This is a genomic window from Priestia sp. LL-8 (assembly GCF_036227845.1).
GTDB classification, from domain to species: domain Bacteria; phylum Bacillota; class Bacilli; order Bacillales; family Bacillaceae_H; genus Priestia; species Priestia zanthoxyli.
Genome location: NZ_JAZAQH010000003.1, coordinates 60,730 through 75,653 on the forward strand (window position 1 = coordinate 60,730; position 14,924 = coordinate 75,653).

The 14,924-nt window shown below is 41.3% G+C and carries 2 protein-coding genes; both read right to left on the bottom strand.

Annotated elements, in window-relative coordinates; translation table 11 throughout:
* Positions 1-150: 150 nt before the first annotated feature.
* On the bottom strand, positions 151-12,867 hold the full coding sequence (locus tag U9R83_RS27580) for a tandem-95 repeat protein (RefSeq protein WP_243550559.1): 12,717 nt from the start codon (positions 12,865-12,867) through the stop codon (positions 151-153).
* A gap of 176 nt (positions 12,868-13,043) precedes the next feature.
* The gene (locus U9R83_RS27585; protein ID WP_243550557.1) at positions 13,044-13,895 is read right to left on the bottom strand and encodes a helix-turn-helix domain-containing protein; all 852 of its coding nucleotides are present in this window, start codon (positions 13,893-13,895) and stop codon (positions 13,044-13,046) included.
* Between the last annotated feature and the right edge of the window lie 1,029 nt (positions 13,896-14,924).

The window sequence follows — 14,924 nt, forward strand, 5'->3', positions numbered from 1 at the left end:
ATATCACCTCAATTCATGTATAAAATTAAATCAAGCTATTTATTACCATTTCTATACATTCAATTATGCTCGTTACGTACAAAACATCGTGAATCTTAATTCAAAAAGCTATCCAACAAATGACTTGCTGGATAGCTTTTTAACTGTTACTTATTTTCTTATAACAAATTTAATAGTAACTTGAACCGATTCTCCTTCTATACTAACTATCTGCACAACAGCTGAATCCTCTCCTATAAAGTTTACGTTAGGGATGTAAATAAACTCGCCTGTCTCCGTATTAAGTTTAAATTTACCATTCTTCGTCCCTTTGACGATTTGATATTTAAGAGGTAGGTTTTTGACTGTACAAGCATCGATTTCACCACATATTTTCTTGTTAATGGTTCCTTTTATACATTGATCAGATACCTTTATAGGACATTTACCTTTTGATTTAGTTTTGCGTGGATCTCGCAACGATTTCTTTTTAGTATTAGATTTACCAGGAACTGGTGTGGGTGCCGGCGACACTCTTCTTTCCACGATGAAAGTAAGTGCTGCTTCACTTGAAGCTCCATCCGAATTAGTAACTCTTATAATCACCGTATCGGTCCCCACAAAATTAACATTAGGGACATAAATGAACTGGCCTGTATTCTGATTAATTCTAAACTGGCCGTTTTGAGGACCTGTTATAGCTTGATAAGTTAGTGGTAAAGAATTTGGATCAATAGCAATGAGCTGACCAGTAGTAAGGGTATTAACAAATAACTTAATTACTTGCCCTACCACATTAGGAGGCTGAGGGTCTCTGCCTACTACAACTGTTACCACTACGAGTAATTCTGTTCCTAAATCATCTCGTACTAATACAGTAAAAGTGTCTGTTCCTACAAAATTAGGTGCAGGCTGGTAGACAAACCTTCCATTGGAATCAACGGTTACGCTACCACTTAAAGGAGCTGTTGCTAGTGTGTAATTTAATGGACGTTCTAGCAAATTAGTTACCTGAATATTACCAACCACTTGAACACCCTGCAAAGTAGCAAAGGTATTATTTCCTGGAGTAATTATATTATTGCTTGCAGTAGAATTAATGGTAACAATTGAAAACGCTTGTTGTCCGTCACTGTTTCTTACAGATACCACAAATTGATCCTGACCAATAAATCCTAAATTTGGTGTATAACTAAACGTTCCATCTGATCGTAGTACAAGTACTCCATTTGTTGGTGGGGTAGCCACAGCAAAGGTAAGAGGTCTTCCAAGTGCATCTGTTGCGATGATTTGGCTTTCAATAATTTGACCAGTTGGTGTGGTTAAAAGCTGATTTTCAACTGTAATTGGATCATTAACTCCCTGAATCAAAACAGTAACACTAGTTGTTGCTGACTGACCAAGATTATTTGTAACAATTACTGTGAAAGAATCTATACCAGTAAATCCTGGATTCGACGTATAGCTAAATGAACCGTCCGGATTAAAATTCACTGTTCCGTTTGCTGGTAGACTCTGAACTTGGTAGGTTAATGGATTACCCAATGCATCCACTGCCGTAACCTGACCGGTAACAGGTTGATTCGTTACTCCTTGAAGCGTAAGAGGGTTAACAACAATGCTATCTTGTTGTTCTTGAACAACTATCCGCACAATACCAATTGCAGAGTCGCCTCTGTCATTTTGAATTAATACAGTAAAACTATCTACTCCAAAAAATGCTGGACTTGGTGTATAGCTAAACGTTCCATCTGCATTTACCACAGCTGCTCCATTGGATGGAGATGCATTTAAAGAAAATCTAATTGGTCTCCCAAGATTATCAGTAGCCGATATCGTCCCTGAGACAGTTACACCTTGCTGAGTCTGTACTGTGATGTCTTGTGGTGTAATAGTACTTTGAACCGGATCAATTATAATTGAAACTGAAGCAATTGCTTGATCTCCTTGATCATTTTGAACCAGAACGTCAAATTGATCTGTTCCACTCACACCAGGAGTCGGTGTATAAACAAACGTTCCATCTGGATTTAAAATAACCGTTCCATAAGCAGGGAGATTGTTAAGGGTGTAGGTTAGTGGCCTATTTAGCTGATCTCGAACTGAAAGTTCACCATTTACACTCTGCCCTTCTACTGTTCGAACAATGGTATTACTGGCTACAATTTGATTAGCCAATTGTGTAACAGTTATTTGAACCGTAGTAGCTGCATTTAAACCCGTTTCGTTTTGAACAGACACTGTAAAAGAATCCGTTCCGACGAATCCTGGATTTGGGGTATACGTAAAAGTGCCGTCTGGGTTTAGTATTAAAATTCCATTCACTGGTCCGCCAAGTAAGGTATAAGTTAATGCTTCTCCTTGTGGGTCAATAGCTACAATACTTCCTGTTACAGGCTGCTGTTCGGTTGTTGATAGTGCTTGATTAGCTACAATTGGCGCCTGTTCTATCGGTCCCTGAGTGACAACAGAAATAGTTGCAACAGCTGTATTGCCAAGAACATCGCTTACAAGTACTTGAAATTGATCTGTTCCAAAGAATCCAGTATTTGGCGTATAGATAAATGTCCCATCTGGGTTAACTATGACAGATCCACTATTTGGATTAGACGTAAGCGTATAAAACAATTGGTTTCCACTCAAATTTGTAGCACTTACTTGCCCAGAAACTGGCGTATTGAATAAAGTCGTTATTTCACTATTTACCACTGAAATTCTGTCTCCTACTACTACTGTCACAACAGCATTAGCAATACTTTGATTTCCAGCTGAATCTATAACAACGATATCAAAGATATCTTCTCCTGTGAATCCAGGATTGGGCGTATAAACTAAAGTTCCATCTTGATTTAATACAACAGTTCCATTTGATGGCGGAATGGCTACAGCATAACTTAATGGAGAGCCTGCTGGATTCACAGTAGCAATAGACCCACTTACAGGTTGATTTGCTAAAGTAGTTAAAGTTAGCCCTTCAGCGCTAATCGGTAAATCTTGAGACTGAACTTCTACAGTAATAGTTCCAAACCCCTGGTTTCCAAGAGGATCTCTGGCAAAAACAGAGAATGAATCTGTTCCTACAAAACTTGGGTTCGGCGTGTACGTAAATGTTCCATCTGAATTAATAATGGCAGTACCATTAAGTGGTGCTAAATTTAGACCATATACTAGTGGATCTCCTTCAGGGTCAAAGGCAGGAACTTGCCCTGTTACAAACTGACCCTGTACAGTTGATAGTGATAAATCTACGACAATCGGTGGTTGGTTCACTCGAATTACACTGATAGTTACAAGAGATTGTGCACTAGCTCCACGACTATCCCTTACCTCCACTGTGAAAGAATCCAAACCAATAAAATTAGGATTTGGGGTATATAAAAAGGTACCATCTGGATTTACCACAGCTGTTCCATTAAAAGGAGTACCCGATAAACTAAAAATGAGTAAATTATCGTCTGGATCTGTGGCAAAAACTTGCCCACTAATTGCTACATTTTCTATAGTCTGAAGGATAACATCACTTGTAATTGGCGAACTGTTCACGTCGATAACTGTAACATTTACAATAGACACTGCTGTGAGACCTGTTGAATCTTCTACAATAACCGTAAATAAATCTGGACCTACATAATTAGAATTAGGTGAATATATAAAACTGCCATCTATATTTACTACGGCGCTTCCATTGACTGGAGAAGTGCCTAAACGATAAGTGAGCAAATCCCCATTCGGATCGCTTCCTACTACCTGGCCAGTTACAGATTGATTTTCAGGAGTAGTAATCGAATAATTTGGGACAGTAGGTAGTTGTTCAACTGGAATAACAACAACAAATATGTTTGTGATGATAAATTCTCCTGCTGCATTGGCTATACGCACAGTAAACGTGTCGTTTCCAGTGTAATTTTCATTTGGCGTGTACGTAAACGTTCCATCACCATTGACCACTGCCACTCCATTGGTCGGTGGATCCTGTAACGCATACGTGAGCACTCCTCCATCTGGGTCAGTTGCTACAATTTGGCTAGTAACAGGTGTTTCTTCAAGGGTAACAATCGTAATCTCGTTTGGACCTACTGGTGGATCATTTACTGGTAGAATCGTAATTGTAATTGTGGAAATGGCCGTGCCTCCCTGGCCATCACTTACCACCACACTAAAGCTATCTACTCCATTATAATTCTCATTTGGCGTATAGCTATAGCTGCCGTCTGGATTTACTACCACCGTCCCATTTGCTGGACCTGCCAGTAACCCGTACGTCAGTGGGTTTCCGTCTACATCCGTTGCTACCACTTGGCTATTCAAACTCGTATCTTCATTAATCACAAACGCGTAGTCTGGCACCACTGGTGCATCGTTCACTGGCGTGACTATTACTAGTACGTTCGTCACTATGAACGCACCCGACGGATCGCTTATTAGGACTGTGAACGTATCATTTCCAGTGTAATTTTCATTTGGTGTGTACGTGAACGTTCCATCACCATTGACCACTGCCACTCCATTTGTTGGTGGGTCCTGTAACGTGTACGTCAGTACTTCTCCATCTGGATCAGTGGCTACGATTTGGTTAGTAACAGGTGTTTCTTCAGGGGTAACAATCGTAATTTCGTTTGGACCTACTGGCGGATCATTTACTGGTAGAATTGTAACTGTAATTGTGGAAATGGCCGTGCCTCCCTGGCCATCACTTACCACCACACTAAAACTATCCACTCCGTTGTAATTTTCATTTGGCGTATAGCTATAGCTGCCGTCTGGATTTACTACCACCGTCCCATTTGCTGGACCTACTAGTAACCCGTACGTCAGTGGATTTCCGTCTACATCCGTTGCCACCACTTGGCTATTCAAACTCGTGTCTTCGTTGATCACAAACGCGTAGTCTGGCACCACTGGTGCATCGTTCACTGGCGTGACTATTACTAGTACGTTCGTCACTATAAACGCACCCGACGGGTCGCTTATTAGGACTGTGAACGTATCATTTCCAGTGTAATTTTCATTTGGCGTGTACGTGAACGTTCCATCACCATTGACCACTGCCACTCCATTTGTCGGTGGGTCCTGCAACGCATACGTCAGTACTTCTCCATCTGGGTCAAACGCTGTAATTTGATTAGATATGGATGTATCTTCATTAGTGACCAACGTCACTACCACTGGGCCTACTGGTGGATCATTTACGGGCTGAATCGTAATTGTGATGGTAGAAATGGCTGTTCCTCCTTGGCCATCGCTTACCACGACACTAAAGCTATCCACTCCATTGTAATTTTCATTTGGCGTATAGCTATAGCTGCCGTCTGGATTTACTACCACCGTCCCATTTGCTGGACCTGTCAGTAACCCGTACGTTAGTGGGTTTCCGTCCACATCCGTTGCCACCACTCGGCTATTCAAACTCGTGTCTTCGTTGATCACAAACGCGTAGTCTGGCACCACTGGTGCATCGTTCACTGGGATGACTGTTACTAATACATTCGTCACTATAAACGCACCCGACGGGTCGCTTATTAGGACTGTGAACGTATCATTTCCAGTGTAATTTTCATTTGGCGTGTACGTGAACGTTCCATCACCATTGACCACTGCCACTCCATTTGTCGGTGGGTCCTGCAACGCATACGTCAGTACTTCTCCATCTGGGTCAAACGCTGTAATTTGATTAGATATGGATGTATCTTCATTAGTGACCAACGTCACTACCACTGGGCCTACTGGTGGATCATTTACGGGCTGAATCGTAATTGTGATGGTAGAAATGGCTGTTCCTCCTTGGCCATCGCTTACCACGACACTAAAGCTATCCACTCCATTGTAATTTTCATTTGGCGTATAGCTATAGCTGCCGTCTGGATTTACTACCACCGTCCCATTTGCTGGACCTGTCAGTAACCCGTACGTTAGTGGGTTTCCGTCCACATCCGTTGCCACCACTCGGCTATTCAAACTCGTGTCTTCGTTGATCACAAACGCGTAGTCTGGCACCACTGGTGCATCGTTCACTGGGATGACTGTTACTAATACATTCGTCACTATAAACGCACCCGACGGGTCGCTTATTAGGACTGTGAACGTATCATTTCCAGTGTAATTTTCATTTGGCGTGTACGTGAACGTTCCATCACCATTGACCACTGCCACTCCATTTGTCGGTGGGTCCTGCAACGCATACGTCAGTACTTCTCCATCTGGGTCAAACGCTGTAATTTGATTAGATATGGATGTATCTTCATTAGTGACCAACGTCACTACCACTGGGCCTACTGGTGGATCATTTACGGGCTGAATCGTAATTGTGATGGTAGAAATGGCTGTTCCTCCTTGGCCATCGCTTACCACGACACTAAAGCTATCCACTCCATTGTAATTTTCATTTGGCGTATAGCTGTAGCTGCCGTCTGGATTTACTACCACCGTCCCATTTGCTGGACCTGTCAGTAACCCGTACGTTAGTGGGTTTCCGTCCACATCCGTTGCCACCACTCGGCTATTCAAACTCGTGTCTTCGTTGATCACAAACGCGTAGTCTGGCACCACTGGTGCATCGTTCACTGGCGTGACTATTACTAGTACGTTTGTCACTATGAACGCACCCGACGGGTCGCTTATTAGGACTGTGAACGTATCATTTCCAATGTAATTTTCATTTGGTGTGTACGTGAACGTTCCATCACCATTGACCACTGCCACTCCATTTGTCGGTGGATCCTGTAACGTGTACGTCAGTACTTCTCCATCTGGGTCAGTCGCTACGATTTGGCTAGTAACAGGTGTTTCTTCAGGTGTAACAATCGTAATTTCGTTTGGACCTACTGGCGGATCATTTACGGGCAGAATTGTAATTGTAATCGTAGAAATGGCCGTGCCTCCTTGGCCGTCTGACACCAATGCCGTAAACTGATCTATCCCATTAAAATCAGCATTTGGGGTATACGTGTACATCCCATCTAAGCTTACGTTTACTATTCCATTTACTGGAGCATTTTGTAGCGAATAAGTCAGTGGATTGCCATCAATATCAGTGGCAATTACCATAGAAGTTACTGATGTGTCTTCATTCGTTGTCAACTGATAATTAGGAACAATCGGAGGATCATTTATTGGAATAACTGTAACGATAACTGAAGAAGTAGCATTTCCTCCTAAATTATCAGTTATATATACTACGAACGCATCTGAACCGGTAAAGTTTGCATTCGGTGTATACGTAAATATTCCTGTATCAGAATCAATTGTTACTACTCCATTAATAGGTTGATTTTCAATAGTATAAACAAGTGGATTTCCATTTACATTAGTAGCAATTATTTGATTTATTACTGGTGTGTCTTCATCAGTAGAGATTTGCAAATCTTGTGAAGCCGTAGTTCCATTTGTTTCAAGTACGCTTACAAAAATAGTTGATAGTGCAGTGGCTCCTTCTGGGTCTGTTATTAGTATGGTAAATTGATCATTACCTATAAAATCGTTATTAGGTGTATAAATGAATGTACCATCTTGACTTATAACAGCATTACCGTTATTTGGAACTAATTGCAGAGTATAGGTTAGAGTAACGTTGTCGGGATCTGAAGCAGGTATGCTGCTTGTAACAGGAAGGTTAATGGTCGTTGTAACAGATCTATCTCCTCCTACTGGCGGATCGTTTACTGGGACAATCGTTAAGGTTACAGTAGAAAGAGAAGTTCCTCCTTTCCCGTCTGACACCAGCACACCAAAAGTATCCATTCCGGTGTAATTTAAATTTGGTGTATAAGTAAATACTCCGTTTGCCCCTAATACAACACTTCCATTTGACGGAGGCGGATTTAGTAGAGTAAATGTCAAAGGATCCCCATCAGGATCAAAAGCTGGAATTTGATTTGTAAGGGGTGTATCTTCATTAATTGTAAATGCTAAATCAGCGGTGATTGGAGGGTCATTCACTGGAATTACGTTTATTGTAACGGTCGAAACTGCCGTTCCCCCCTGACCATCTGACACCAATACCGTAAATTGATCTGTCCCATTGAAATTTAGGTTTGGTTGATAACTAAACGTTCCATCTGCGTTCACGGCAGCTATTCCATTTGTTGGACCATTTTGCAGCTGGTAACTAAGAGGATTTCCATCCACATCCGTTCCTACCACTGCTCCTACCACAGGGCTGTCTTCTTGCGTACTAAACGTGTAATTTGGCACCGTTGGTGCATCATTCACTGGCGTGACTATTACCGTCACCGTTGAAACCGCCGCGCCTCCTTGGCCATCTGACACCAACACAGTAAACTGATCCGTCCCATTAAAGTTCAGGTTCGGCTGGTAGCTAAACGTTCCATCTGCATTCACCACGGCTACTCCGTTGCCGGGTGCCGTTTGCAAACTAAACGTTAACGGGTTGCCATCAGGATCCATCGCCACTATTTGATTGATTAACGTGCTATCTTCTGCAATCGTAAAGCTCACATTAGACGTAATCGGGGGATCATTGACAGGAATGACATTGATGGTCACTGTTGAAACCGCCGTGCCTCCCTGGCCATCGGACACCAATACCGTAAATTGATCCGTCCCATTGAAATTTAGGTTTGGTTGATAACTAAACGTTCCATCTGCATTCACGGCAGCTATTCCATTTGTTGGACCATTTTGCAGCTGGTAACTAAGAGGATTTCCATCCACATCCGTTCCTACCACTGCTCCTACCACAGGGCTGTCTTCTTGCGTACTAAACGTGTAATTTGGCACCGTTGGTGCATCATTCACTGGCGTGACTATTACCGTCACCGTTGAAACCGCCGTGCCTCCTTGGCCATCTGACACCAACACGGTAAACTGATCCGTCCCATTAAAGTTCAGGTTCGGCTGGTAGCTAAACGTTCCATCTGCATTCACCACGGCTACTCCGTTGCCCGGTGCTGTTTGAAGGCTAAACGTTAACGGATTTCCATCAGGATCCACCGCCACTATTTGATTGATTAACGTGCTATCTTCTGCAATCGTAAAGCTCACATTAGACGTAATCGGGGGATCATTGACAGGAATGACATTGATGGTCACTGTTGAAACCGCCGTGCCTCCCTGGCCATCGGACACCAATACCGTAAATTGATCCGTCCCATTGAAATTTAGGTTTGGTTGATAACTAAACGTTCCATCTGCATTCACCACGGCTACTCCGTTTGTTGGACCATTTTGCAGCTGGTAACTAAGAGGATTTCTATCCACATCCGTTCCTACCACTGCTCCTACCACAGGGCTGTCTTCTTGCGTACTAAACGTGTAATTTGGCACCGTTGGTGCATCATTCACTGGCGTGACTATTACCGTCACCGTTGAAACCGCCGTGCCTCCTTGGCCATCTGACACCAACACGGTAAACTGATCCGTCCCATTAAAGTTCAGGTTCGGCTGGTAGCTAAACGTTCCATCTGCATTCACCACGGCTACTCCGTTGCCCGGTGCTGTTTGAAGGCTAAACGTTAACGGATTTCCATCAGGATCCACCGCCACTATTTGATTGATTAACGTGCTATCTTCTGCAATCGTAAAGCTCACATTAGACGTAATCGGGGGATCATTGACAGGAATGACATTGATGGTCACTGTTGAAACCGCCGTGCCTCCCTGGCCATCGGACACCAATACCGTAAATTGATCCGTCCCATTGAAATTTAGGTTTGGTTGATAACTAAACGTTCCATCTGCATTCACCACGGCTACTCCGTTTGTTGGACCATTTTGCAGCTGGTAACTAAGAGGATTTCCATCCACGTCCGTTCCTACCACTGCTCCTACTACAGGGCTATCCTCCTGCGTACTGAACGTGTAGTTTGGCACCGTCGGTGCATCATTCACTGGCGTGACTGTTACCGTCACCGTTGAAACCGCCGTGCCTCCTTGGCCATCTGACACCAATACCGTGAATTGATCCGTCCCATTAAAGTTCAGGTTCGGCTGATAACTAAACGTTCCATCTGCATTCACTACGGCTACTCCGTTTCCGGGTGCCGTTTGTAAGCTAAACGTTAACGAGTTGCCATCAGGATCCACCGCCACTATTTGATTGATTAACGTGCTATCTTCTGCAATCGTAAAGCTCACATTAGACGTAATCGGGGGATCATTGACAGGAATGACATTGATGGTCACTGTTGAAACCGCCGTGCCTCCCTGGCCATCGGACACCAATACCGTAAATTGATCCGTCCCATTGAAATTTAGGTTTGGTTGATAACTAAACGTTCCATCTGCATTCACCACGGCTACTCCGTTTGTTGGACCATTTTGCAGCTGGTAACTAAGAGGATTTCCATCCACGTCCGTTCCTACCACTGCTCCTACTACAGGGCTATCCTCCTGCGTACTGAACGTGTAGTTTGGCACCGTCGGTGCATCATTCACTGGCGTGACTGTTACCGTTACCGTTGAAACCGCCGTGCCTCCCTGGCCATCGGACACCAGTACTGTAAACTGATCTGTCCCATTAAAGTTCAGGTTCGGCTGGTAGCTAAACGTTCCATCTGCATTCACCACGGCTACTCCGTTTCCGGGTGCCGTTTGTAAGCTAAACGTTAACGGGTTGCCATCAGGATCCACCGCCACTATTTGATTGATTAACGTGCTATCTTCTGCAATCGTAAAGCTCACATTAGACGTAATCGGGGGATCATTGACAGGAATGACATTGATGGTTACCGTTGAAACCGCCGTGCCTCCTTGGCCGTCTGACACCAATACCGTAAACTGATCCGTCCCATTAAAGTTCAGGTTCGGCTGGTAGCTAAACGTTCCATCTGCATTCACGGCAGCTATTCCATTTGTTGGACCATTTTGCAGCTGATAACTAAGAGGGTTTCCATCCACGTCTGTTCCTACCACTGCTCCTACCACAGGACTGTCTTCTTGCGTACTAAATGTGTAATTTGGCACCGTCGGTGCATCGTTCACCGGCGTTACTGTCACTGTTACTGTCGAAACCGCCGTGCCTCCTTGACCATCTGAGACCAACACGGTAAACTGATCGCTTCCGTTGAAGTTTAAATTTGGGGTATACGTGTAAGCTCCACTATTAGTTACGATAACTGTTCCGTTTGTTGGTGGAGATTGTAATTGGAAGGTAAGTAAGTTACCATCTACATCTGTAGCTTGTATCTGACCAACTAAAGGGGTATCTTCATTAGTGATAACTGCATAGTTTTGAGTAACAGGATTATCGTTTACAGGCGTATTGATTATGGTAACTACAGAGGTAGCTGTTCCTCCTTGCCCATCGTCTACAATAACTGTAAATTGATCCGTTCCGTTAAAGTTTAAATTTGGGGTATAGACAAATTGGCCATTAGGATTAACAGTTACTATTCCATTAGTCGGCCTCGTACCAACACGATAAGTTAGAGGATTCCCATCAATATCACTGCCAATGACTGTTCCAATTGCTACAGTATCCTCAGGATTTGTAACAGTATAATTGGGAACTGTAGGAGGAGTGTTGATAGCTGTTACGCTATTTACAGGAGAAGCACCTGATCCTGTTAATACATTTCCTGGTGTACTTTCAAATTGATAATTAACAAAAACTTGATTACCTAGAGAAGAAATTGATGTCAGAGGGCCAACTACTCTAACCTGATATGTCAAAATCCGAGTTTGATTAATATTTAATGTACCAAGCGACAAACCATTTCGGATATCTGCATTTGTCTGAATAACCCCATCTACTTGCAAACTATTAGGGATAAAGGTTGTTGCTGAAGACAATGGATCCGTAGCTATTAGAACATTGGCAGAAGCCGTTCCAGTATTACTTACTTGAACCGTATAAGTAATAATATCTCCTGTTCGAGCAGACGTAACATTAGCAGACTTTGATACATTTAAAACAGGTGCGTTAATATCTACTTGAAGAGCTAAAGCACTAATAACATAAGTATCTCCACTGGTTGTTCCACGTACGACGGCACTGGTTTGGTTGTTTGATAAACGAGCTGAGACGTCAATATTAGTAATGTCCCACCCCTGCCTCGCACCGGATAAGTTGCTTCCCGGTGTACTATTTAAACTGCCAAATTGTCCACTTGTATCTAATACACCACTGTCATTATTAACCTGAGAAGCAAAAAAGTTATTTATAGGATTATTCGGTCCCGAAACTGGTTGCAAATTTGCAGTAGTAGGACCAAATTGCAGCTGATCACCCACTATAGCTGAATCGCCTTCAATAGCACTTACTAATAATCTACCACTGACTGTTCCTGAAGTAGGCGTACCAAACCCAGTTACAGCTGCAGTAGAGCTTCCTGTAGATGAACTGGTCAATTCTGCTCCAACAAAAATAGACAAGTTTCGAGATTTCTGTAATGGATCAGCATATACTACGGCCAATGTCCACCCAGCTGCATTTGCATTGTTTTCTGTTGTACTTTGTGTTCCAGGAACACCCTGTACTGAATACGTACCTGCCTGAGAAATCAAATTTGTCACATTTGCACTACGGACATAGTAAAAGCTTGAAGTTGTTAAGGTAAAACGCGTAGCTGTGTCTGGCTGTACACTAACTGTTCTAGTAGGAGTAATAAAAGTCACAGCATTATTTAAAGCTGCGCTAACATCTTCTCCACCATAAAGATAGCTTCCACCCCATATTAATTCTGCATAAAGAATTTGAGTAGTGGTAGATGGGAGCCTTAGCACTGCACTAGAAGAGTTTTGCAAATAGTTTGCAGTAGTCCCCGTAGGAAATGATCCATCTACGGAACTTGGGTTTACACTGAAAAATGTTCCTATTGACCCTGCTGTTCCAGGAGCGTTAGCATTAGCTTGCTTATTTAAGCCAAAAGTGTTGCCTGTAAATGTAACAGCCCCATTAGCATTTGTTAAAAACCGATTAACATATGGCATTTACTCACCTCTTATAACAAAATAAATCGTAACAGTATATGTAAAGTACCAATAGAAATGTGTATATAGACCCGTCTTGTTTTAGGTACAAGAGATAAAATTTTTCGGATTTTTAAATCTTAACAACACTCATTCTGACTTAAAATATGTATAAATAATATTATTTGTTTTCTAATCTAGGAGTCTAAAAAGTTATAAAATAGCTTACTATCCCCGTTTCGCTGAACTTCTTTTCTACGCTCAATAACAAATATTCCTCGAACTGTTCCAAAAAAGTAAGCTGCAAAATTAGTTTTTATACGATTTCTTTTATAAGCAAAAACCGTCTCTTTAAATGCTTGAACAGGAAGAAAACTTACATCTTCCAAAGGCTTTTCTAAAGGGCTCGCTTTGTAAGCTAGTCGAACTTTCCCCCATAAATCATAAATATCATCTGCACAAGGAAAAAAAGGTCTCACAGTATCTTTAAAAGCTTTTGGAATAAAAGACGGTACATAATCTGACAAGAGCTTAAAATTAACATCATTACGTATATATTTATTTAAATCTTTTAAAGATAAATTATAGGTAGACTGTTTTTTTGTCTCTTTACTCTTACTCTCCCAAGCGATTTCAGCATTTTCTGTTTTAACATCTGCTTCAACATCAGCTTCTAAATCAAGCTGTAAATATTTAACCCAATGATTAAAATAAGGGTGATTTGCAAATAAGTGTACTGGATTCCCTTTTCCATTGTTACGAGGGCAGCGACGATATACAGTAATAATTTGTCCTTGTTTTCGTAGTTCTTTTAAATGACGATCGATTGTTCCTTTTGACTTTTCGTAGGTTTTACCTAAATATGTACTACCAGGAAAGCAAAATCCTTTTTCCGCAGCAAACCAACAAAGCCGGTCTAAAGCTTTTCTAGTTCCTTCGTGGAGACGATAAAATTTTTCTCCGTACAGATTGATAATTTCTTTAAGTAATTTTCGTTTCATTGATTGATGTTGAGAACGGTTTTCTATGAAACTCTGATAATTTTTCATATAATCAAATTCTTCTGTTGTAAGTATACGTGTAGTAGACATTAGTCTATCCTCTCCTTTTCAGGAACAAAAAAAGACATCGCATCCCAGAAAATAGGAAAACGATGTCGGATTTTTTAATAGACTACGCCCTTGAAATAAATCTAATTATCCGATAAAATAAAGGCGTAACTAAATTTATGTATTAGGACTTCGACAGGTGTTTCCCCTAGGTGTTTTAGGGTTAACGGTGTAAGGGTGTTGGCGCACCACTTGCACACGTTGGAGTCTTTTTATATTCCGCACTGTTTTGGTGACTCTATTATACCGTCTATTAATCTTATAATTCAATAAGAATTCATGAACTTCTCATAAAACCTCTGTATTTTAACTATGATTAAAAGTTACTTCGTTTGGATATACTCCTAATATTCTAAAAAACTCCCTACAAATGTATCCTTTTACTTAATTATTAATCTGGAAAATTATAAAATAAAACAACTACTACTCTCTTATGTTGTTTTACTGTTTTATATATTGTTTTATATATTTGTTTTATTGTTTTATTGTTTTAGAGGGCCCATAAACACTGATATTACAACGTTTATAAGCCTAAACTATCACTAATTTTGCGCGAACTATCACTAATTTTGCGCGAACTATCACTAATTTTGCGTGAAACTATCACTAATTTTGCGTGAAACTATCACTAATTTTGCGCGAACTATCACTAATTTTGCGTTAAAAATGCAAATATGGCTTAAGTATCACTAATTTTGCGTGGACAATCTAGATGTGCTTTAAGTATCACTAATTTTGCGTGAAAAATGCAGACATGCCTCAACTATCACCAATTTTGCGTATTAAAATGAAGATTGAGTTTAATAAATCAAGAATGAGTAAGGTTTCTAAAGTTAACAAACTTCATGAAGTATCACTAATTTTGCGTGATATTTAATTTCTAGGGACAGGTTGCTCTTTAACATGCAATTTACACAGTATCACTTTTATGATATTTTAGTGATAGTTTAGAAAAATATGGAGGATTTT